This window comes from Streptomyces cyslabdanicus (genome assembly GCF_052663305.1).
On sequence record NZ_JBQRUW010000034.1, the window covers coordinates 57,732 to 78,709 of the forward strand.

A 20,978-nucleotide genomic window follows, 5' to 3' on the forward strand; every position below is an offset into this window, starting at 1 on the left:
TGGGCGGGCGCCTAAAATTCGGGTTACTTAACGGTAATTAGCGTTGGAGCGTGAGAGACCTTGGCCGGATCGGCTGACTTCGACCTGTACCGCCCGTCCGAGGAGCACGACATGCTCCGCGACGCCGTCCGCTCGCTGGCCGAGGCGAAGATCGCGCCGTACGCCGCCGCGGTGGACGAGGAGGCCCGTTTCCCCCAGGAGGCCCTGGAGGCGCTGGTCGCCAACGACCTGCACGCCGTGCACGTGCCCGAGGAGTACGGCGGCGCGGGCGCGGACGCCCTCGCCACGGTCGTCGTGATCGAGGAGGTGGCCCGCGTGTGCGCGTCCTCCTCCCTCATCCCGGCCGTGAACAAGCTGGGCTCGCTGCCGGTGATGCTCTCCGGCTCCGAGGAGCTGAAGAAGAGGTACCTGGCCCCGCTCGCCAGGGGCAACGCGATGTTCTCGTACTGCCTGTCCGAGCCGGACGCCGGTTCCGACGCGGCCGGCATGAAGACCAAGGCGGTCCGCGAGGGCGACACGTACGTCCTCAACGGCGTCAAGCGCTGGATCACCAACGCGGGCGTGTCCGACTTCTACACCGTGATGGCCGTCACCGACCCCGACAAGCGCAGCAAGGGCATCTCGGCGTTCGTCGTCGAGAAGTCGGATCCCGGGGTCTCCTTCGGCGCCCCGGAGAAGAAGCTCGGCATCAAGGGCTCCCCGACCCGCGAGGTCTACCTGGACAACGTCCGCATCCCCGCCGACCGCATGATCGGCGCCGAGGGCACCGGCTTCGCCACGGCCATGAAGACGCTGGACCACACCCGCATCACCATCGCGGCCCAGGCCCTCGGCATCGCCCAGGGCGCCCTGGACTATGCCAAGGGCTACGTCAAGGAGCGCAAGCAGTTCGGCAAGCCCATCGCGGACTTCCAGGGCATCCAGTTCATGCTGGCCGACATGGCCATGAAGGTCGAGGCCGCCCGCAACCTCACCTACGCGGCCGCCGCCACGTCCGAGCGTGTCGCCGCCGGAGGCAGGGACGAGAACCTCACCTTCCAGGGCGCCGCCGCCAAGTGCTTCGCCTCGGACGTCGCCATGGAGGTCACCACGGACGCCGTCCAGCTCCTCGGCGGCTACGGGTACACCCGCGACTACCCGGTCGAGCGCATGATGCGCGACGCCAAGATCACGCAGATTTACGAGGGCACGAACCAGGTCCAGCGGATCGTGATGGCAAGGAACCTTCCCTAGCAGGGTTTTTGCAGGTCAAAAGCTGTTTGAGGGCCCGGCGGGTCCTCCGGGGCTTCCCGTCCGTCCGGGCCCTGCGGCCCCCGGTGCCTTCGGCGCGCACCGGGGGCCGTTCGCGTGGGGCCGTCGAACCCGGGAAGCTCTCCCGTGCCGGGCGAGCCCGCCTGGCGAGTGATCCCCTCGTGGGTGATGGTGGGACGAGGGGGGGCTTGCTCGCCTGCCTGCGGTTCATGGCCGAACGGGCCGGCTCGCGCATCGCGGAGACCGGCGGCGCGCACGCGGTGCCGGTCTCGCAGTCCCGGGCTGCCACTGCCTCCTGGAGGAACAGCCATGTCGAACTTCGCCCCGTACCTGGAGTACAACCGGGCTTTCGCGGCCTCCGGTGCCCAGGCCGACGTCCCTGAGGTCCCGTTCGTACCCTTCAAGCAGCTGTACCTGATCATCTGCATCGATCCGCGGGTGGAGCCAGCGGCTGTGCTGGGCGTCCGGCTCGGAGAGGCGATCGTCGCACGTAACGTCGGCGGTCGTGTGACGCCGGCGGTCATCATGGACCTCGCCTGGATCGTGCACCTGCACGAGAACAGGACCCCCGACGCGGACTGGTTCGAGATCGCCCTCGTCCACCACACCGACTGCGGCTCGTCACTGCTCGCCGACGACGATCTGCGCGCCGGCTTCGCCGCCCGCGGCGGCTGGGACGAACGGACCTCCCTGGAGATGGCCGTCCTGGAGCCGTCCGAGACGGTTCAGAAGGACATCGCCACGTTGCGCTCGGCACCCGTGCTCGCGCCGAGCATCGGCAACATCAAGATCGGTGGCTACGCCTACGACCTGGGGACCGGGAGGATGACCACCGTCGTGCAGCCCGGCTGAACAAGGAACCTTCCTTGACGCGACGCTCTCGTCCGCGTGAACGCCGACGGTTCAGGCCTGGCACCGCTGCTCTCCGAGCTTATGCCCGGCTGCGCCGTGCCCCACCGCGCTGACCGGGGTTGGCGTGCAGCAGCGCCGCGCCCAGCGGGGTGAGGGTGTGGAGTACGGCGCTGCCCGTGCGGGTGGAGGTGGACAGGCCCGCCTCCCGCAGCACGGTGGCGTGTTCGCTGGCCGTCGGCGGGGCGACACCGAGACGCCGGGCCAGCTCCCCGGTGGTGCAGCCGTCCTCGATCGCGTGCAGACAGGCGGCCCGCGTGGGCCCGAGCAGGTTCCCGAGGTTCCGGCGCCTGGTGTGGCCGGGGGCGGCCCACCAGCCCGGCCCACGGGAGAGCGGGTAGACCAGCACGGGCGGCAGGGAGGGGTCGATGAGCGTGACCGGCAGCCGCCAGCAGAACACCGAGGGCACCAGCACCAGGCCGCGCCCGGCCAGCCGGATGTCGTGCTCGACGGGGTAGTCCACCTCCAGCACCGGCGGCCGCCACCGCATGGTCGGCCCCAGGCAGGACAGGAGTCCCTCGCCGCCGCGGTCGAGGACGGAGCGCGCCCGCTTGGCCCGCTCGGCGTCGACGAGTGCCTGGACCCGCGGCCAGTAGGGCGCGATCGCGGAGCGGTGGTAGGTGCGCAGTGCCTGCCCGAGCGCGGCCAGCGTCTCCAGGGACCCGTCGGCCAGCGGACGCGACCACGACGGCGCGGTGGGCAGGACCTGAAGCTCCCGGCGTAATCGGCGGCGCGGCGTGGACAGCATCGCGTCGATCCCCGCCTCCATCCCCTGGGACGCCTGCGGCGGGGTCAGGAAGTCGGGGAAGTCGCCCACCGGGGGCGCGAGATGGCGCAGCAGCCTCATCGGCCACGCCGGCGTCCGGCCCAACCTGGCGCGTACGCGTGTCCGCCACGGGTCGAAGACGGCCCGGCCGTGGGCGTTGCCCAGCAGATGGACGCTGAGCACGGTCTCCCACATCGGATCGGGTCTCTCGGCGAACCGGACCCGGTTCAGATCCTCGCTGGTGAAATGCACTCTCAGCACACGCACCCCGTATCCCCCTTACGGTCCCGGTCAGTTTCGCACGGCGCAAACCGCTCGTGACGTGCCTTTTTAGGTCAGATCCGAAGGGCGTGGTGCGTGGCGCCGGCGACCGGCGAAGCTGTGACCGCAAACGGGGGCGGTTCCCCGGAGACAGAGCGGAGGACAGACATGACACTGCGTCACGTGAGGGGCCGGAAACTGGTGACGGCGGCGGCGATGGGGGCCGCGGTGGTGGCCACGAGCGTTCTGGCCGCGGGGCCGGCGGGTGCCGCCACCCCGTGGTGGGGGGACCCGAACAGCTGCACCAATACGGGCACCGCGCGGTCGTCCAACATCAGCAACCGTACGGTCGAGGTCCGTTACGGCACCTGCGGCGGTGCGCAGTACGGCTGGGGCCGCATCACCGGCTACAAGAGCGGGGACTACATCCGCTTCGAGGTCGACACCAACGGCGACCGCAAGCAGGACGGGGCCAGCTGGTACCCCGTCTCCGACCGCAACTACACCGCGGGCTACCCCACGAGCTCGAGCTCGAACCGCGCCTTCCGGGCCTGTTTCGTCACGAGCCAGACGGCCGTGTGCACCGCCTCCAACTCCACTCCCTGGTGGTGACAGGAGCGACGTGACACACGGCGGGCCAGGCAGTCTGCGACGGCCTGGCCCGCCGTGCCCGGCGTCGCCGCACCACGGCGGCGACGTGGGGTTCGGACCGGGCGGTGGACGGCACGCGGCGCGCGGAAGACATGCGTTCGGGCCGAGCTGTGTCAATCAGCGTGGCCCGGCGCAGGCCTGACGCCATGTCCGGCCTTTCGCGGACCCGTGACGGCCGAGCCGCGCGCATCGCCCGGTCGCGCGGCCGCGTGTCGCACTCGGGGCGGATCCGCGGCGGCCCCGTCCAGCGGCCGGATCGCCTTCCCGACCGGTGCACGCCGATTTCTCCGGCAGCCGTCCGGCCGTCTCGTGGCCGCGCGGAGGCCGAAGATCGTCGCCGTCACCCGCGCCGCGGCGGCGTCGGCGGTAAGCCGAACGGGCGTGGCACGGTCCGGTTCTGTGCGGGATGGCGCCGGGCGGCGGGCGGGCGTACGACAGAAGGGAACGGGGCCGCCCCGGGCCCCTTCGCCTTCCAGGAGGAGCCATGACCCAGCCCGGAACCATGACCCCCATGAGCAAGGAGATGCAGGACTGCGTCCAGGCGTGCATGTCGTGCCACACCATCTGCGAGGAGGCCATGAGCGGCTGCCTGCAGATGGGCGGCCAGGTACAGATGCAGATCATGCGCGCGCTCATGGACTGCTCCGAGATGACCCGCATGTGCGCGGACATGATGATGCGCCGCTCGCCCATGGCGGCGGAGATGTGCGCGATGTGCGCCAAGGCGTGTGACATGTGCGCCGAGGCGTGTATGTCCATGCCCGAGGACAAGATGATGAAGCGCTGCGCGGAGGCGTGTCGCCGCTGTGCGCAGATGTGCCGCGCCATGTCGGGCGCCAGGGCGTGACCTGAGTCCGGCCGGACGGCGAGAGTCCCGCGGTGCCGGCCGGCACCGCGGGACTCTCCGGGGTACGGGGTACGGGGTACGGGGTACGGGGTACGGGGTACGGGGTCCGGGTCAGTTGCCCGTGACCGTGACCTTCTGGTCGTTCTTCAGTTCGTCGACGAGCGTCTTGACCTTCGCCTTGTCCCAGACGAGGTTGCCGCCGACGGAGCCGGAGATCGGCATGTTCAGGGAGGTGCCGTCGCCGCCGTTGACGTTCTTCATCGCCCAGAACATGGAGGCCAGGTTCCACAGGCTCATGTCCTTGTCGACGATCAGGGAGTCCAGGCCCGCGCCCATCGTCGGGTAGAGCTTGAACGGGTTCAGGACGGTCGAGGGGGTCGCCACCTCGTGGGCCAGGGCGGCGAGGAACTTCTGCTGGTTCTTCGTGCGCTCCAGGTCGGAGGCGGCGAAGGCGTGCCGGGTGCGGACGAAGGCCAGGGCCTGCGGGCCGTCCAGCTTCTGCTTGCCCGCCTTGAAGTCGGCGCCCGAGTACTTGTCCTTGAAGCCCTTGTCGATGGTGATCTCCACGCCCCCGACCGCGTCCACGATGTTCGCGAAGCCGGAGAAGCCGATCTCCACGTAGTGGTCTATGTGCAGGCCGGTGTTGTACTCGATGGTTCGCACCAGCAGCGTCGGGCCGTCGAAGGCGTAGGCCGCGTTGAGCTTGTTCTGTCCGAGCGGGCCCTTGATCTTGCCGGACTCCGAGCCGCGGAACTGCGGGATCGTGACGTTGGAGTCGCGCGGCAGGGATATCAGCGTGTCGCCGTTGTCACCGACGTGCAGGATCATCATCGAGTCCGTGCGCTTGCCCTCGGCGGACCCGGTGTGCAGCTCCTTCTTCTGCTCCGCGGACATGCCCTCGCGGCTGTCGGAGCCGACGATCAGGTAGTTCGTGCCCTTGCCGGTCTCCGGCCGGTCGATGACCTTGGACAGGTCGACCTCGCGGCGGAGCTTGGAGTCGGCCCAGAAGTAGGTCGCGACCGAGGTCACCACAAGCAGGGTGACCAGGGTGATCACGGACCACTTGAAGCGGCGGCCCCAGTTCGGCGCGGGACGGGGGGCGCGCGCGCCACCGCCGCCCGGTCCCCCCGGTCCGCCGTAGACGTGGCCGGAGCTGTAGCCGTTGTCGTACCCGTCGTAGCCGCCCGGGTCGTCGTATCCGCGGCCGTCGGTGTACGACGGTTGCTGCGGGACGCCGTACGGCGGCGCCGAGGGACCGGGGCCGCCCGGCGGGTACCCGCCGCCCCCCGGGGCGCCGCGCCGTACCTGGCGCATCACACGCGCCCCTTCCGGCGCCGCGCCGGCGCTGCCGCGTCCGTATCGGGGTCCGCGGTCGCCGCCGGACCGTCCCTCGGGCCAATCAGTCATGCGCCCCAGTGTGCAGGGCACCGGTGTGTGCCTTACAAGGGCCGTCAGGAAATCAGGGCACCGCTGTTGCCAAGCTGACACAAACTCCCCGGATGCGGCCTCGGCATAAGGTAGGGGTCATGACAGAGCAGGCCTCCATCGCGGAATCTGATATTCCGGACATTCCGGGCAAACCGACTTCGGCGTCCAGGACCACCCTGAGCCACATCATGACCCACAACGACACCAACCTGCTGGGGACGGTGCACGGCGGTGTGATCATGAAACTGGTCGACGACGCGGCGGGCGCGGTGGCCGGCCGGCACAGCGGCGGGCCCGCCGTCACGGCGTCCATGGACGAGATGGCGTTCCTCGAACCGGTCCGGGTCGGCGATCTCGTCCACGTCAAGGCCCAGGTCAACTGGACCGGCCGGACCTCCATGGAGGTCGGCGTGCGGGTCCTCGCCGAACGCTGGAACGAGTCCACCCCGACCACCCAGGTCGGCTCGGCCTACCTGGTCTTCACCGCCGTGGACGCCGACGGCAGGCCGCGCGCCGTGCCGCCGGTCATACCCGAGACCGACCGGGACCGGCGGCGCCACCAGGAGGCCCAGATCCGCCGCACCCACCGCCTGGCCCGCCGCCGCGCCATCAGGGAACTGCGCGAGAAGCGCGCGGCCGAGGGCTTCGAGGACTGACGCCGGCCCCCGACCGTCACCCCGCCAACGCGTCACCCCGTCAGCCGCACAGCACCTCGTCGCCCGTCACGACCGTCGCGGCACCCTGATCCGGGTCCTCCACCCGCACCGGACGCACCTGGCGGTAGTCGCTGCCCGCGATCACCTTGAGCGTGGCCCCCTGCCCCGGCACGGCCCGCAGCTCACTGCCCGGAAGCGCTGCGGCGAGCGACTTCGCCGAGCGGTCCCAGCGGGGGTCGTACTGCACGACGGTCCGCGCCACGGTGCGCTGCCCGGCGTCCGCGGGCGCCCCCGTGGTACGGAACCCGGCCGCCGCCAGCGCCTGGTCCACCCGCTTGCCGAGCCCGGCCGCGCCGGTGCCGTTCTCCACCGCGACGCGGATCTGCTGCGGCGCGACCTGCACGGTCGCGGGAGGGTGCGCCGGCCGCGGCCGCCGTACGGTCAGCGGCCGGTCCTCGCGCAGCGCCTCGAAGAGCCGGTCGGCCTTGGCCCGGTCCCACTTCACCGTCGAACCGACGCCCTTGACGGGGAAGGACGGCTCGGCGATCGGGACGGTGGTGAACTCCGAGGAGGACGGGGAGAAGTTGCGCATCGCCCGGCCCAGGTCCAGCAGCTCGTCGGTGTGGAAACCCTGGTCCGCCCGCACCGAGCCCAGCACGGTCAGCGCCACGTTCCGGAACTTCATCGGGTTCAGCAGCACCCGGGAGGAGGTCGCCCGCTCGATCAGGGCGGCCAGGAAGCGCTGCTGGCGTTTCATCCGGCCGAGGTCGCTGGCCCCGTCGACGTGCCGGGAGCGGACGTACTGAAGGGCCTGGCCGCCGGAGAGCGTGTGCGTGCCCGCGGCCAGGTCCAGGCCGGAGTAGCTGTCCTTCATCGGCTCCGCGGTGCAGATCTGCACCCCGCCGAGGACGTCCACGGTCCGCATGAAGGTGCTGAAGTCCACCTCCAGGTAGTGGTCGATCTTCAGCCGGGTCAGGTCCTCGACCATGCGCACGGTCAACTGGGGCCCGCCCTCCGCGTACGCCGCGTTGAGCTTGCCGGGGTGCGGTCCGTACCGCCGGCCGGTGTTCCCGTCGACGCGGTCGGGCAGCTCGGCGTAGGTGTCCCGGGGCAGACTCACCACGCTGGCCCGCTGCCGGTCCTGCGACACGTGCACGATCATCATCGTGTCGGTGCAGTGGCAGGCCTCGCCGCCCAGCCGGTACTGGCGCCGCTCCTGCTCGGTGATCCGGTCCCGGCCGTCGGTGCCGACCAGCAGGACGTTCATGCCGTGGCCCGCCCGCGGGCGGTTCTTCATGTCCTTGAAGGGGTCGACCCGGGCGATGTCCGCGTCCAGGCTGGAGACCACCGCGTGCCCGATCCCGGCGGAGGCGAGCACCACCACCGACAGCGTGGTCGCCGCCCGCATGGCCCAGCGCGGCCTCCGGCGCGGTACGGACGCGGACGGGACCCGGGCCGGCCGCGGCGGTGCGGTGCGGGGCCGCGGGGCGCGCGGCGACCGCGGGCGGGGCCGGGACGGCGTGGTGGGCATGGGGACACCTCCGCGTAGGCGTGGGTGGGCACCGTGAGCACCGTAGGGCCATACGATCTGCTGACCGGCGCAGTGACTCCCGCGGCGCGCACCGGTGTCCCCCATTCGCGGTAACGTGAGGACCGATGAACGCCAAGCCCGACGTGCGGCTTCCCGCCGTTTCTGTGATCATGCCCGTCCTCAACGAGGAACGGCACCTGCGCGGAGCCGTCGAAGCGATCCTCGCGCAGGAGTACGGCGGCGAGATGGAGGTGGTGATCGCCCTCGGCCCCTCCGCGGACCGCACGGACGAGATCGCCGCCGAACTCGTGGCCGAGGACCCGCGCGTGCACACGGTCCCGAACCCCACCGGCCGCACCCCCGCGGCGCTCAACGCCGCGATCAAGGCCTCCCGCCATCCGATCGTGGTCCGCGTCGACGGCCACGGGATGCTCTCGCCGGACTACATCGCCACGGCGGTACGCCTCCTGGAGGAGACCGGCGCGCAGAACGTCGGCGGCATCATGCACGCCGAGGGCGAGAACGCCTGGGAGCACGCCGTCGCCGCCGCGATGACCTCGAAGATCGGGGTGGGCAACGCCGCCTTCCACACCGGTGGCCAGGCCGGCCCGGCCGAAACGGTCTACCTGGGTGTCTTCCGCCGCGCGGCCCTGGAGCAACAGGGCGGCTACAACGAGGAGTTCATCCGCGCCCAGGACTGGGAGCTCAACTTCCGCATCCGCGAGGCGGGCGGCGGGATCTGGTTCTCGCCCGAGCTGCGGGTGTCCTACCGGCCCCGCCCGAATGTCAGGGCCCTCGCCAAGCAGTACAAGGACTACGGCCGCTGGCGGCACGTCGTCGCCCGCTACCACCAGGGCTCCATCAACCCGCGCTACCTCGCCCCGCCGGTCGCGGTGTGCGCCATCGCGGCCGGGATCGTGGTGGGCGCGGCCCTGACCCCGTGGGCCCTGGTCGTCCCCGGCGGCTACCTGGCGGCGATCGTCGCCGGATCGGTCCCCGCGGGCAAGGGCCTTCCCCTGGCGGCACGGCTGCGCATCCCGGTGGCCCTCGCCACCATGCACATGTCCTGGGGCTGGGGCTTTTTGACCAGCCCCAAGTCGCTGGCCAGGAAGGTCATCGCCGCCCGGAGGCCGGCGGTCACCACCGCCGGCTGAGCGTTCGCGCCGAGACGTCCGAGGGCCCCTCTCCCCGGGAGAGGGGCCCTGTTCGCGCTACCAGCGGTAGGGCGCGTACACGTCCATGCACTGGCTCTTGTCCGAGCCGTTGATGGCGTCGGAGTTCTCGGGCAGGTCGCCGGCCTTCGGGGTGGCCTCCTTCGGATAGGTGCTCCCCGTACGCCAGTCGGCGCCGACGACGACCGTGACACCGGAGACGTCGGTCGACTTCCGCACCGAACTCAGCGGAATCCCGAGGGCCTTGGCGACGCTCTGCGCGTCGCCCTCCAGGTCGCCGCTCGGGTAGCGCACGAGCGTCTCCTCCTCCGACAGCGCCGGCGAGGTGTCCGCGGCGGCCCGGGTGAAGCCCTTGCCCGCCAGCTCCTGGACGATCTCACGCGCCCGGCCGCCGACCGGGTCCTGCGTGGCGGTGCGGGTGGCGTTCTGCACCAGGACACCGAGCCGGTCGGCCGGGACCGAGGGGGTCCTGTCCGCCGCGCTCCCGTCCGTCCCCTTCTTCGCGTCCGGCGCCGGGCCCTTGTCGTCGAAGGGCACGTCGTCGCGGAGCATCTTCCACACCTTCGTGGCGGCGGCGCCGTCCGGGAGGACGTGGTTGTCGTCCTGCGGGTCGGGGACGTTGGGCATCGTCGTCATGGTGATGCGGTCGGTGGGGACCGTCTTGAGCTGCATGGCCAGGTGGTACAGCTTCTCGACGGTGCCGATCTCCTCGGAGACCTCGAGCGACTTCGTGGCCGCCTCCGCCAGGCCCATCAGCCGGCCGGAGTCGGTGAAGACGTTCTGGCTCTGCAGGGTGCGGATCATCGAGTTCATGTACATGTGCTGGGCCCTGGCCCGCAGCAGGTCGCTGCCCCAGGCGTGCCGGGTGCGCAGCCACTGGAGGGCCTGTTTGCCCTTGACCTTGTGCTTGCCCGCCGTCAGCTTCAGACCGGAACCCCCGGGAGCCGCGGGCGTGGGGTGGTCCCACACGTTCTGGTTCACACAGACCTCGACGCCGCCGATGGCGTCCGCCATCTTCACCACGCCCGCGAAGTCGATCGTCATCCAGTGGTCGATGTACACACCGGTGAGGCTCTCCCAGGTGGCGAGCGTGCAGCCGGAGCCACCGCGGGCCAGCGACTCGTTGATGATGGCGTTGACCGGCGGATAGACCTTGCCGGTCTCGGGGTCGGTGCACTTGGGGATGGCGACCCGGGTGTCCCGCGGGATGCTCACCACGGCGGCGCTCTTGCGGTCCGCGGCCAGGTGGATGAGCATCTGCACGTCGCCCCGCGGCGGGGTGCCGCGGGTGTTCCGGCTGCCGCCCAGCGCGACGTTCGCGTCGGAGTTGCGGCTGTCAGAGCCGATCAGCAGGATGTTCACGGGGGTCTGGCCGGCCGCGTTCGGCTGCGTCCTGTGCGCCTTGGAGTCACTGCTGCTGCGCTCGCCCTTGCGGATGTTGCCGTTCAGATGCTGGTAGTAGAGGTATCCGGCGCCGGCCGTGCCGAGTATGACCAGCGCGAGCACCGTCGACGACCAGCGCAGTACGCGCCGTACGGGGCTCCTGCGCCCGGCAGCGCGCTTCCTCCCGCCGCGTCCCCCTCCGCCGTGCCGGCGACGGCCGTCCGGTGCCCTGCCCTTGGGTGGCGCGGTGGGTATCGCTTCCTCGACCGCCGACCCCTCCCCGCGCAGACTGCTCTGCGTCACTCCCCGTCCTCCCACCCAGGTGCCATGCCATGAAACAGGCCTGTCATGCGCGGTGTTAGACGCATGACAGGCCCAAAAGGTGGTGCTGTGCGCTCAACTTGCGCACTGAATCTTGTCCGCCGTGGACTTGTCCTCGACATCCGGGGCCTTCGTCGGAGCGGTGAGCGGTACGCCCGCCCCCTTGAAGTCCTTGCCCAGCGTCAGCGTCATCGTGGGCATCCCCTGGGAGTTGGTGAAGCTCTTGCCCGGCTTCAGCGCGGCCCCGGACAGTCCCATGAGGGCGGCGAGCTTGCGGGCCTGCGGCGCCTGGTCGGGCGCGTACTCGAGCGTGGTCTTGGGGATGTCCGTGGGCGCGTTGGCCGCGTTCTCCGACTTGAGTACGCCCACGGAGGTCTGCAGCCAGGTGACGGTCTCACCGGCGGAACCCTGGGCGGCCCCTCCGTTGAAGACCCGGACCCGCACCTCGGAGGCCTCGGACTGGGTGCCCTTGAGCCGGGCGGCCGCGGCGCTCTTGTCGGCCTTCTGCTTCTTCTTCACCGCGGTGAAGGAGACGTCGTTGTTGATGGCGTCGAAGATCTCCGGGGCGGTGCTCTTGTTGACGATGACCGTCGCGCGGACCTTTTCGGCCGGGTTGTCGAGCACCGGCACCGTGAGGAAGGTGATGTTCTTCGTCGGCACCTTCTTCAGCTCCAGCGCCACGTCCTTGAGGGTGCTGACCTTGCCGATGCCGGTGTCGACGGTCAGCGCCTTGGTGGCGGCGTCGGCCAGGTCGTACAGCTTGGTCGGGTCGGTGAGCGTGTCCCCGGAGGCCATCTTGCGCATCAGCGAGCTGAGGAACTGCTGCTGCACCTTGATGCGGTCCAGGTCGCCCTTGTTGCCCCAGGCGTGCCGGGTGCGCACGAAGGCCAGTGCGTCCTCGCCCTCGACAGTGGACTCACCGGCGGGCAGGTCCAGGTGCGAGGCCTTGTCCTTCACCGCGTGTTCGAGGCACACGTCGACCCCGCCGACCGCCGTGGTCAGCGTCTTGACCGCGTTGAAGTCGGCCATCATGAAGTGGTCGGGCTGAATGCCGGTGACCTCTTTGACCGTGCGCATCGTGCAGCCCGGGTCGCGGCCGAACTGGCCGAGGCTCGTGTTGAAGCGCTCGTGGTCCGTTCCCGGGATGACCTTCGTGCTGCCGTCGGGCTGCTTGGTCGGGCAGTCCGGCACGTCCACGATCATGTCGCGCGGGATGCTCAGCGCGGTCGCGTTCGTACGGTCCTTGGAGACGTGCAGCAGGACGTTGGTGTCGGCATGACCGATGCTGCCCTTGTCGCCGTAGCCCTCGTTGCCCTTCCCGGTGCGCTTGTCGGTGCCGATGATCAGTATGTTGAAGGCCTCGTCCTTGCTGAAGCCGTTCTTGCCCGCGCTGCCCACGTCGGTGGTGGTGACGTTGCCCTCGAGGTGCCTGAGGACCAGATAGCCGGCCGTGCCGACGCCGATCAGGACGAGCGCCATGGTGCCGCCGGTCCACATCAGGACCTTCTTGGTCTTCGTCTTCTTCTTCTCCGGCCGGCGTCCCCGCCGTCCGGGCGGCGGCTCGTCCGGCGGCGCCGACCGGCGGCGGCGCGGTGCGGGCACCGTCTCGGCGGGGGCGGCCTCGCGAGCCTGCTGCCGTCCCGGTGCTGCCGGGTGCCGCTCGGACGCCCTGCCCCCGCCCCTGCCGGCGGAGGGTCTACGAGGTCCCGGGACCGCCGACTGCGGAGCGGAAGAGCTCAGTCGCAGTTCGTATTCACCGGTGTCCGGATTGAGTACCCACTGGTCTGCGGGGTCGATGTTGTCCGCCCGCCCACGGCCTTGCGCGTCCACGGTTGTCCGAATCCTCCGTCGGGGCCACGCGGCGCCTTGCCCCTCTTGGCGCCAGGTCTGCTTCGCACAGTGCGCGACCCCAGGAAGACCTCGCGGCCAGCCGCACCGGATCGCTCACACTATCCGGCTGATTCAACATCGAGCGACGGCGGTGACAAATTCCACTTCCCTACAAGGGGGCAATCCGCCCATTTCCGTGGACAGAAGTTCGCCTTTGGCCGTGGCTTTACCCGCAGAGGCCCGAGTGGGCGGTGGTCGCCGGTCGAACGACGCCGTCGGCGAGGGTGCGCACCGCGCATCGCCGGAGCTTCCGGGTGCGGTGTGCGCAACTCCGCGGGAAATACACACCGTAGTCGTGCGGCTGCGCACGCGAATCCCTTTCCGGTCCGGAATCGGAATCGCGGCGGCCGAATTCGCGCCGTTCGCCCCGAATCCCGCATTCAGTGGGATTCGGGGCGAACGTGGTGTGCGGAGAGCCGGGGGCGGAGCCCGGTCGTGTCATCTGGCCGTGGCCGTGACCCGTTCGGAATCGATGCGCTTGGCCAGGGCGTCCTCGGGGAGACGGTCGAGGTTGCGGCACAGGACCACCGAGGCGCCGGCGGTGAGCGGCGCGTACAGGCCCGCGCTGAGGCCCTCCCAGGTGTCGTACGGCAGCGCCGACAGCAGGCGGGAGCCGGGCCCGGTCAGGTTCAGCTCCGGGGCGTCGCCGCGGGCCCGCTCCACGACCTCAGCCGCCGTGTACTCGGCCCCGGCCACGATCAGCGCCGGCTCCTCCGGGTCCACCGGTGCGAAGGGTGCGAACGCGTCGCCCTGCCCCGGCACCTCGACGGCGTAGTCCAGGAAGCCCTCCGGCGGCTGCGGGAACCGCCCGCCCAGCGGCCGCAGCGCCAGCGCCACCCGCTCACCGGAGCACGCGCGGGCCGCGTCCAGGGTGTCCGGTCCGCTGACCACGACGTCGGCCGCGCCCGCGGTCCCGTCGACGTCGGCCACCACGCCCACCGACGCGCACGCCAGCAGCCACACCGCCGTCTGCCAGTGCGCCGGCAGCATGAGCGCGACCCGGTCGCCGGGTCCGGCGCCGAGGTCCCCCTGGAGGAGGTTCGCGGTCTTGGCCACCCAGTTGGAGAAGGTGGCCACGGACAATTCGACGCGTTCACCCGTGGCGTCGTCGTAGAAGGTCACCAGCGGGCGTCCGGGATCCGCGGCGAGCGCGGAACGCAGCAGGTCGGCAGGGGTGCGTTCGGTGGCGTTCACCCGGGCAAGCGTACGCGGCGCCGGTCCCGCCCACCGCGTGGCGGGCCACGGGCGGGTGAGCGGCGGGCACCGGACACCAGGGGGTTCAACAGCGACAGCATGGGGATCGCCGTCCTCGGCACCTACAGCACGTCCAAGCCCTCCTCGGCCGCCGTGACGGCCCTCGCACGGCTGACGGCGTGGAAACTCGGCCGCTACGGGATGAATCCGCGCGGAAAGACATATCTGACGTCCGCGGGTGGCAACCTCTACCAAAAAGGAAAGAGGGTACGCCTGAACGTGATCTCCGGCCACCGGGACGCCCTCCGCACCGACTGCCCGGGACGGCGGCTCTACGGCAAGCTCGGTACGGTCCGCTCGGCCGCGGCGCGCTACCAGGGCCGCTGAGGCCGAACGACGACGTACCGAGGACGGACCGAGGACGGACCGAGGACGGACCGAGGACGGACCGAGGACGAACAGGAAGCGGAGACAACAGGTGACAGAAGCGATCCTCCTGGTCGGCGGCAAGGGCACCCGGCTGCGCCCCCTCACGGTGCACACGCCGAAGCCGATGGTGCGGGCGGCGGGGGTGCCGTTCCTCACCCACCAGTTGGCGCGGGCGAGAGCGGCGGGCGTCGAGCACGTCGTGCTCGCCACCTCCTACCTGGCCGAGGTCTTCGAGCCGTACTTCGGCGACGGCTCCTCGCTCGGGCTCCACCTGGAGTACGTGACGGAGGTGGAGCCCCTGGGCACGGGCGGCGCCCTCCGCAACGTCGCCTCGCGCCTGCACTCCGGCCCCGACGAGCCGGTCCTGATCTTCAACGGCGACATCCTGACCGGGCTGGACATCCGGGCGCTGGTGCGCACCCACGAGACGACGGGCGCGGACGTCTCCCTGCACCTGACGAGGGTGCCGGACCCTCGCGCCTACGGGCTGGTCCCGACCGACGGGACCGGCCGCGTCCTGGCCTTCCTGGAGAAGCCGCAGACCCCCGAGGAGATCGTCACCGACCAGATCAACGCGGGGGCGTACGTCTTCCGGCGCTCGGTCATCGACGCGATCCCGCAGGGCCGGCCGGTGTCCGTGGAGCGGGAGACGTTCCCCGAACTGCTCGCGGCGGGCGCCCACTTGCAGGGCATGGTCGATTCCACCTACTGGCTGGACCTGGGCACCCCGGCCGCCTTCGTACGCGGCTCCGCCGACCTGGTCCTCGGCCGCGCGCCCTCCCCGGCCGTACCCGGTCGCTGCGGCGACCGCCTGATCCTGCCCACGGCCGTCGTCGCCCCCGGCGCCAAGCTGACCGGCGGCACGGTGGTGGGCGAGGGCGCGTTCGTCGCCGAGGGCGCGCGGGTGTTCGGCAGCGCGATCCTGCCCGGTGCCGTCATCGAGCCCGGTGCCGTCGTCACCGATTCCCTCATCGGCACCGGCGCCCGCGTCGGCACCCGCTCCGTCCTCAACGGCACGGTCATCGGCGACGGCGCGGTGGTCGGCGCCGACAACGAGCTGAGGGACGGCGCGAGAGTGTGGTGCGACGCGAGGATCCCGGCCGGGTCCGTGCGGTTCTCCTCGGACCAGTAGCCGACCGGGGGAGGGGAGAAGGGGAGGGGGAGGGGAGCGGGACGCGTCGAACACGACCCGGGTGTCTGCCAACGCGGGCCTGCGACGCGGGCGTCTGCCCGAGGGGACTGCGACGCGGCTGTCCGCCCACGCGGGTGAGCCGCCCGGCTCACCCGCGCCCGGCTCACAGGCGCCCGATGTCACCCTTCGGCATGCGCGGCGCCCGCCGGGGCGGCACCCGCCCGCTCATCAGGATCAACCGGGCCGCCCGGTGCCGCTGTCCGGCGTACGGCTCCAGCAGGCGCAGCATCTTTGCGTCGTCCGCGTTCCGGTCCCCGGCCAGCGCCCACCCCACGATTCCCGGCAGATGCAGATCGCCGGCCGTCACGGCGTCCGGCGCGCCATGACTGCGCTGCACGGTCTCCGCCGACGTCCACGGCCCGATGCCGGGCACCAGCTCCAACCGCTCCCGGGCCCGCGCCGGAGGCATCCGCGCCGCCTCCTCCAGTCGCGCGGCGACCCGCACCGCCCGCAGCACGGTCGACGCCCGCTTGTCGTCGACCCCGGCCCGGTGCCACTCCCACGACGGGATCAGCGCCCATGTCCGCGGCGCCGGCATGACGTACATGTGCGCGGGGGCGGGTCCGGGCGCCGGCTCCCCGTACGTGCGCACCAGCGCGCGCCAGGCGGCGTACGCCTCGAGCGTCGTCACCTTCTGTTCCAGGACCGACGGGATCAGCGACTCCAGCACCAGCCCGGTCCGCGTCAGCCGCAACCCCGGCCGCCGGTGCCGGGTCAGCGCGAGGAACCGGTGCCGCGGTACGAACGCGGACGGGTCGTCGGCCGCCCCGAGCAGCTCGGGCAGCTGCTCCAGCAGCCATGCGGCTCCCGGCCCCCAGGCCTCGCCGCGCACCTGCCCGTTGCGGGCGGACACGCGCAGCGTCCCGGGCCCGAGCGGTGTGCGGCCGGTGCGCCATACCGAACCGTCGGGCGTCGCCCGGAACGTCGGATCGCCCGGCCCCCGCCGTAGCGGTCCGAGCACGAGCCCCAGGTCCAGCGGCCCGTCCGGCGTCCAGGCGCGGACCCGTCCCGGCGTCGCGGCCTGCCGGGGCACGGCCGCGGGCACGCCGGCCCGCCCGCCGCGCACGGTCGGACGCGGGGGCCGCGGAGCGAAACGTCCTGCCACGAATAAGATCCAGGGTTGCCTTGAGGTGCCGTACGAGCCTATGCGCTCACAGGGACACGACGAACGCCTCCGCGTCGCGCTCCGGCCGCGGTCCCGGCCGCTCCGCCGGATGCCCGACGGCGACCGCCCCCATCGGATCCCAGTCCGCGGGCAGCCCCAGCACCTCGCGCACCACGTCCCGGCAGAACATCGTCGAGGACACCCACGCCGAGCCGAGCCGCTCCCCGGCCAGCGCGACCAGGAAGTTCTGCACCCCGGCCCCGGCGGCGACCACGAACATCTCCCGCTCGGCGCCGTCCCGCCGCTCGTCGCCGTACGCGTGCGAGCCGTCCATGACGAGGCACGGCACCACGAGGTACGGCGCGTTGCGCAGCACGTCCCCGCGCCGGATCCGCCGGGCGATCGACTCCTCGCTCTTTCCGTCCCGCCGCAGGTCCGCGATCCAGGCCTCGCGCATCGCGTCGAGCAGCCGGGTGCGCGACCGCGCGGACTCCAGGAGCACGAACCGCCATGGCGTGGTGTGGTGCGGCGCGGGCGCGGTCACCGCCGCGGCCACCGCCCGCCGTACCGCGCCGGGGTCGACGGGCTCGTCGGTGAAGGACCGCACGGTACGCCGCTGGGTCACCGCCTCCCGCACGGCCTCGGAGGTCCCCAGCCGGAACATGTCGTCGCGGGCGTCACGCACCATGGCCCGCGCTCCTTCCCCGTGCTCCCCGCCTTCCCCGTCGTCCTCGACCACCACGTGCCGCAGCCCGCGGACCACGGCGACGGGCAGCCCGGCGGCCTTGCCCTTGACCAGGTCGCCCGCGGCGGCGAGTTCGTCGGCGGTGGCGACGACGGTGGCGCTCAGCGGGTTGCCGTGCGCGTCCGCGCCGCCGCGCAGGTCGTCCAGCACGCGTACGCCCGCGGCACCGATGGCGACGTCGGTCAGTCCCGCGCGCCAGGGCCGCCCGAAGGTGTCGGTGACGAGCACGCCGACGCTGACGCCGAGGGCGTCGCGCAGCCCGTCCCGGATCGCGCGCGCGGACGCGTCCGCATCCTCCGGCAGCAACAGGACCGTGCCGGAAGGGGTGTTGGACGCGTCGACTCCGGCGGCCGCCATCACGTGTCCCTGCCGGTTCTGCACGATCCGCAGTGGTCCGCGCCGGGCCACGACCCGTACGGTCTCGGCGTCGATCGCGGCCTCCCGGTCGGCCGCCCGGACCAGCCGCCCCTCGGCCTTGGAGACGATCTTCGAGGTGACGAGCAGCACGTCCCCGTCGGCCAGAGCAGGCTCCGCGCCGGCGATCAGCTTGGCCAGATCGTCCCCCTGCGCGACCTCGGGCAGCCCGGGCACCGCCCAGACCCGGAACTCCGGCGCGGCGGCCGGCGACTCCTCCGTCGTGCCGCTCATGCTCAGCGCACCTCCTCGGCCAGCGCGAGCGCCTCGCCCGCCATCCGGGCGGTGGCGTCGACGTCGGTCATCATCAGCGGCACCGCCCTGCACCGGATGCCCGCGGCCTCGACCCGCTCGACCGAGGCCTCGTCGACGGTGTCGACGAGCCAGCCGTCCAGCAGTCCCGAGCCGTAGTGCTCGGCCACCGCCGCGGCCGTGGACTCCACGCCGACCGCGGCGAGGACCTTGTCGGCCATGCCGCGCACGGGCGCGTCCCCGACGATGGGCGACAGGCCGATCACCGGTACCCCGGCCTCGGCGATGGCCTCCCGGATACCGGGCACCGCGAGGATCGTGCCGATGGAGACGACGGGGTTGGAGGGCGGGAAGAGGATCACGTCGGCCTCGGCGACGGCCTCCAGCACGCCGGGCGCCGGCTTGGCCTGTTCCGCGCCGACCGGCACCACCGCCTCAGCCGGCACCGAGGCCCGCAGCCGCACCCAGTACTCCTGGAAGTGGACGGCCTTGCGCTCGCCGGAGCCCGGGGTGGCGCCGCTGTCGGGCAGAGTGACCGCGACATGCGTCTCCACCCGGTCGTCGGTCATGGGGATCAGCCGCACCCCCGGTTTCCACCGGTCGCACAGCGCCTCGGTCACCGCGCTGAGCGGATACCCGGCGCCGATCATCTGGGTGCGCACGATGTGCGTGGCGAAGTCGCGGTCGCCCAGGCCGAACCAGTCCGGTCCCACGCCGTACGCCGCGAGTTCCTCCTTGAGATGGAAGGTCTCCTCGGCCCGTCCCCAGCCCTGCTCCTCGTTGATGCCGTCGCCGAGCGTGTACATCACCGTGTCCAGGTCCGGGCAGATCTTCAGCCCGAAGAGGTGGATGTCGTCGCCGGTGTTGCCGATGACCGTGACGTCCGCGTCCGGCACGGCCCGCTTCAGACCGCGCAGGAACCGGGCACCGCCGATGCCGCCTGCCAGAACCACAATCCGCATGGAAACAGTGTGTCAGCCGCCGGGCCGACTCGTTGCGACCTGTGGACGAAGCACGGAGCACGGAGCACGGAGCACGGAGCACGGTGGCGCGTCTCCACCGCGGTTCAGGCGCCGGCCGCGCCCGCCGGGTCGGAGGGGACGCCCGCGCACCGGGCGGCGGTGCGGGCCGCCCCGGCCGAGGAATGGGGATGCATGGGCATCTCGGTCAGACCGGGGAAGTACACGTGCAGGCTGACCGCCGGCTCCAGCGTGTCGTTGACGACCTCGTGCGCGTACCCGGGAGCGAGCACGTGCTGCGTGCCCACGCCCAACGTGCGCGTGGCCCGCGCGGTGCGCTCGGTCAGCTCGCCGTCCAGGACCGTGAGCACACCGGAGGAGGGGCCGTGGTCGTGCGGTCCGCTGCCCTGTCCGGGCACCCAGGACAGCAGCCACACCTCGTAGCCGGGCCCGGTGCGCAGCCGGTGGTACCAGCGGGTCGTCGCGTCGTAGCGGACGAGGTGCGCCCACTGGGCGCGGTCGGCGGCGATGGACCGGGCCAGGCCGACGAAATCGGCCACGGTGGAGGGGTGTTCGCGGGGAGCCTGGAGCAGGTGCGGGACTTCGAGGATGTCGCCGGCGATCTTCAGGTCGCTGTCGCTGTTCATGACGGTGGGGTGGTTCCTCGGTGAAAGGAGGTCAGAGGGCACGGGTGCCGGAGCCAGGGGCCCGGACGACGGCTGGAGCACGCGTGACGCGCGTGGGGCTCAACAGCCGCAACAGCGACAGCCGCAGCGAACGTGGGCAGCACCGAGGGACCCGGCGGTGCGGGTCGTGGTGAGTACCGAGTTCGCGAGCATGCCCTCTAGGACAGCGGCTCACACCCCCACTGTCAACTTGACGCCCGGAATGTGGGACACGGTTCACCTCATCCGGTTCATCTCACCGCTGAAAGGTTTGCTCGCGGGGGTACCAGGACACATGGCGTCCATGCCGGGCACGCGAGCCGCCGTTGCGATCCCGTGATCAGACCGTGATCCAGGTCGCTTCGGTGTATGTGTCGGAACGAGATCGAAGTCCAGGCCGTCCTTCTCCGTGCGGGCTCCGTGCGGAGCGCGAGGCCGTCGGGGCCTCGATCATGTGTCAGGGTTTATCCCGATTTGAACACTTTCCGCATGGGCTTGGTTCCGCAGAGTGAATAAGGGGCTCAATAGCAGATCTCGGCTTGACTCGCCCGGAGCAGCACACTTGTAATTTCACTCGTGTCGTTCAGCCGGACAGATAACGGCTGCATCACGGGGACGCGAAAGACAGACGAGGGGCGCACATGACCGAGCTGGTGCAGCAACTGCTGGTCGACGACGCGGACGAGGAACTCGGCTGGCAGGAGCGCGCGCTGTGCGCCCAGACCGACCCCGAGTCCTTCTTCCCCGAGAAGGGCGGCTCCACCCGCGAGGCCAAGAAGGTCTGCCTCGCCTGCGAGGTCCGCTCCGAGTGCCTTGAGTACGCCCTCGCCAACGACGAGCGCTTCGGCATCTGGGGCGGCCTGTCCGAACGGGAGCGCCGCCGCCTGAAGAAGGCGGCCGTCTGACCGCGACCCCCCTGGCCCGTGCCGCCCTCGACCCCGTCCGAGACGGCGTCGA

General features: G+C 71.5%; 19 protein-coding genes. 9 read left to right on the forward strand and 10 right to left on the reverse strand.

Translation table 11 applies throughout. The annotated features are described in order from the left end of the window. Positions 1 to 60: 60 nt before the first annotated feature. Together ACTYVM_RS20350 and ACTYVM_RS20355 are read left to right on the forward strand one after the other, a co-directional pair. A complete protein-coding gene (locus tag ACTYVM_RS20350; protein WP_445527271.1) occupies positions 61 to 1,233 on the forward strand; it encodes an acyl-CoA dehydrogenase in 1,173 nt (390 codons plus the stop codon). 327 nt (positions 1,234 to 1,560) lie between these two features. Further along, positions 1,561 to 2,103, forward strand: a complete 543-nt coding sequence (locus ACTYVM_RS20355) for a carbonic anhydrase (RefSeq protein WP_445527272.1) — start codon at positions 1,561 to 1,563, stop codon at positions 2,101 to 2,103. Between the two features lie 79 nt (positions 2,104 to 2,182). On the opposite strand, the gene ACTYVM_RS20360 is transcribed toward ACTYVM_RS20355, so the two are convergent. Continuing rightward, positions 2,183 to 3,193: an ArsR/SmtB family transcription factor gene (locus ACTYVM_RS20360; RefSeq protein WP_445527273.1), complete on the reverse strand. Its 1,011-nt coding sequence runs from the start codon at positions 3,191 to 3,193 to the stop codon at positions 2,183 to 2,185. 162 nt (positions 3,194 to 3,355) lie between these two features. Between ACTYVM_RS20360 and ACTYVM_RS20365 the strand changes: the two genes are divergently transcribed. Together ACTYVM_RS20365 and ACTYVM_RS20370 are read left to right on the forward strand one after the other, a co-directional pair. Then, the gene (locus ACTYVM_RS20365) at positions 3,356 to 3,799 is read left to right on the forward strand and encodes a hypothetical protein (protein WP_445527274.1); all 444 of its coding nucleotides are present in this window, start codon (positions 3,356 to 3,358) and stop codon (positions 3,797 to 3,799) included. 523 nt (positions 3,800 to 4,322) lie between these two features. Beyond that, on the forward strand, positions 4,323 to 4,685 hold the full coding sequence (locus ACTYVM_RS20370; RefSeq protein WP_445527275.1) for a four-helix bundle copper-binding protein: 363 nt from the start codon (positions 4,323 to 4,325) through the stop codon (positions 4,683 to 4,685). Positions 4,686 to 4,796: 111 nt separating this feature from the next. On the opposite strand, the gene ACTYVM_RS20375 is transcribed toward ACTYVM_RS20370, so the two are convergent. Further along, positions 4,797 to 6,092, reverse strand: a complete 1,296-nt coding sequence (locus tag ACTYVM_RS20375) for an LCP family protein (RefSeq protein ID WP_445527276.1) — start codon at positions 6,090 to 6,092, stop codon at positions 4,797 to 4,799. A 119-nt stretch (positions 6,093 to 6,211) separates the two neighbouring features. Here ACTYVM_RS20375 and ACTYVM_RS20380 point away from each other — a divergent pair, with 119 nt between their 5' ends. Beyond that, complete coding sequence (locus tag ACTYVM_RS20380) at positions 6,212 to 6,769, forward strand: acyl-CoA thioesterase (protein WP_445527277.1); 558 nt, start codon at positions 6,212 to 6,214, stop codon at positions 6,767 to 6,769. A 40-nt stretch (positions 6,770 to 6,809) separates the two neighbouring features. Here ACTYVM_RS20380 and ACTYVM_RS20385 read toward each other — a convergent pair whose 3' ends face one another. Further along, entirely contained in the window at positions 6,810 to 8,300 is a 1,491-nt protein-coding gene (locus ACTYVM_RS20385) for an LCP family protein (RefSeq protein WP_445527278.1), read from the reverse strand. Positions 8,301 to 8,425: 125 nt separating this feature from the next. Between ACTYVM_RS20385 and ACTYVM_RS20390 the strand changes: the two genes are divergently transcribed. After that, positions 8,426 to 9,454: a glycosyltransferase family 2 protein gene (locus ACTYVM_RS20390; protein WP_445527279.1), complete on the forward strand. Its 1,029-nt coding sequence runs from the start codon at positions 8,426 to 8,428 to the stop codon at positions 9,452 to 9,454. 57 nt (positions 9,455 to 9,511) lie between these two features. Here ACTYVM_RS20390 and ACTYVM_RS20395 read toward each other — a convergent pair whose 3' ends face one another. The 3 genes from ACTYVM_RS20395 to ACTYVM_RS20405 form a co-directional block, all read right to left on the reverse strand. Next, on the reverse strand, positions 9,512 to 11,158 hold the full coding sequence (locus ACTYVM_RS20395; RefSeq protein ID WP_445527280.1) for an LCP family protein: 1,647 nt from the start codon (positions 11,156 to 11,158) through the stop codon (positions 9,512 to 9,514). A gap of 93 nt (positions 11,159 to 11,251) precedes the next feature. Further along, the gene (locus tag ACTYVM_RS20400; RefSeq protein WP_445527281.1) at positions 11,252 to 13,006 is read right to left on the reverse strand and encodes an LCP family protein; all 1,755 of its coding nucleotides are present in this window, start codon (positions 13,004 to 13,006) and stop codon (positions 11,252 to 11,254) included. Between the two features lie 498 nt (positions 13,007 to 13,504). Further along, positions 13,505 to 14,260 (reverse strand): TIGR03089 family protein, encoded by a 756-nt coding sequence (locus ACTYVM_RS20405; RefSeq protein WP_445527282.1) that lies wholly within the window; start codon positions 14,258 to 14,260, stop codon positions 13,505 to 13,507. On the opposite strand from ACTYVM_RS20405, the gene ACTYVM_RS20410 reads away from it, so the two are divergent. Both ACTYVM_RS20410 and manB read left to right on the forward strand, forming a co-directional pair. Next, positions 14,204 to 14,647 (forward strand): N-acetylmuramoyl-L-alanine amidase, encoded by a 444-nt coding sequence (locus tag ACTYVM_RS20410; RefSeq protein ID WP_445527302.1) that lies wholly within the window; start codon positions 14,204 to 14,206, stop codon positions 14,645 to 14,647. The genes ACTYVM_RS20405 and ACTYVM_RS20410 overlap by 57 nt on opposite strands. A 91-nt stretch (positions 14,648 to 14,738) precedes the next feature. After that, a complete protein-coding gene (manB, locus tag ACTYVM_RS20415) occupies positions 14,739 to 15,821 on the forward strand; it encodes a mannose-1-phosphate guanylyltransferase (RefSeq protein WP_400032119.1) in 1,083 nt (360 codons plus the stop codon). A 163-nt stretch (positions 15,822 to 15,984) separates the two neighbouring features. Here manB and ACTYVM_RS20420 read toward each other — a convergent pair whose 3' ends face one another. The 4 genes from ACTYVM_RS20420 to ACTYVM_RS20435 form a co-directional block, all read right to left on the reverse strand. Then, on the reverse strand, positions 15,985 to 16,986 hold the full coding sequence (locus tag ACTYVM_RS20420) for a DNA-3-methyladenine glycosylase family protein (protein WP_445527283.1): 1,002 nt from the start codon (positions 16,984 to 16,986) through the stop codon (positions 15,985 to 15,987). 46 nt (positions 16,987 to 17,032) lie between these two features. After that, on the reverse strand, positions 17,033 to 18,379 hold the full coding sequence (locus ACTYVM_RS20425; protein WP_445527284.1) for a coenzyme F420-0:L-glutamate ligase: 1,347 nt from the start codon (positions 18,377 to 18,379) through the stop codon (positions 17,033 to 17,035). A gap of 2 nt (positions 18,380 to 18,381) precedes the next feature. After that, complete coding sequence (gene cofD, locus ACTYVM_RS20430) at positions 18,382 to 19,359, reverse strand: 2-phospho-L-lactate transferase (RefSeq protein WP_445527285.1); 978 nt, start codon at positions 19,357 to 19,359, stop codon at positions 18,382 to 18,384. A gap of 104 nt (positions 19,360 to 19,463) precedes the next feature. After that, positions 19,464 to 20,003 carry a cysteine dioxygenase gene (locus ACTYVM_RS20435; RefSeq protein ID WP_445527286.1) on the reverse strand — a complete coding sequence of 180 codons (540 nt, stop codon included), beginning with the start codon at positions 20,001 to 20,003 and terminating at the stop codon, positions 19,464 to 19,466. 659 nt (positions 20,004 to 20,662) lie between these two features. Between ACTYVM_RS20435 and ACTYVM_RS20440 the strand changes: the two genes are divergently transcribed. After that, positions 20,663 to 20,926, forward strand: a complete 264-nt coding sequence (locus ACTYVM_RS20440) for a WhiB family transcriptional regulator (protein ID WP_003975777.1) — start codon at positions 20,663 to 20,665, stop codon at positions 20,924 to 20,926. Positions 20,927 to 20,978: the final 52 nt, after the last annotated feature.

Bases quoted from the DNA above. Each gene is read 5' to 3' on its own strand.
- ACTYVM_RS20370 (WP_445527275.1), top strand. From the start codon at position 4,323: ATGACCCAGCCCGGAACCATGACCCCCATGAGCAAGGAGATGCAGGAC.
- ACTYVM_RS20435 (WP_445527286.1), bottom strand. From the start codon at position 20,003: ATGAACAGCGACAGCGACCTGAAGATCGCCGGCGACATCCTCGAAGTC.
- ACTYVM_RS20365 (WP_445527274.1), top strand. From the start codon at position 3,356: ATGACACTGCGTCACGTGAGGGGCCGGAAACTGGTGACGGCGGCGGCG.
- ACTYVM_RS20355 (WP_445527272.1), top strand. From the start codon at position 1,561: ATGTCGAACTTCGCCCCGTACCTGGAGTACAACCGGGCTTTCGCGGCC.
- ACTYVM_RS20375 (WP_445527276.1), bottom strand. From the start codon at position 6,092: ATGACTGATTGGCCCGAGGGACGGTCCGGCGGCGACCGCGGACCCCGA.
- ACTYVM_RS20380 (WP_445527277.1), top strand. From the start codon at position 6,212: ATGACAGAGCAGGCCTCCATCGCGGAATCTGATATTCCGGACATTCCG.
- ACTYVM_RS20425 (WP_445527284.1), bottom strand. From the start codon at position 18,379: ATGAGCGGCACGACGGAGGAGTCGCCGGCCGCCGCGCCGGAGTTCCGG.
- ACTYVM_RS20440 (WP_003975777.1), top strand. From the start codon at position 20,663: ATGACCGAGCTGGTGCAGCAACTGCTGGTCGACGACGCGGACGAGGAA.
- cofD (WP_445527285.1), bottom strand. From the start codon at position 19,359: ATGCGGATTGTGGTTCTGGCAGGCGGCATCGGCGGTGCCCGGTTCCTG.
- ACTYVM_RS20390 (WP_445527279.1), top strand. From the start codon at position 8,426: ATGAACGCCAAGCCCGACGTGCGGCTTCCCGCCGTTTCTGTGATCATG.
- ACTYVM_RS20385 (WP_445527278.1), bottom strand. From the start codon at position 8,300: ATGCCCACCACGCCGTCCCGGCCCCGCCCGCGGTCGCCGCGCGCCCCG.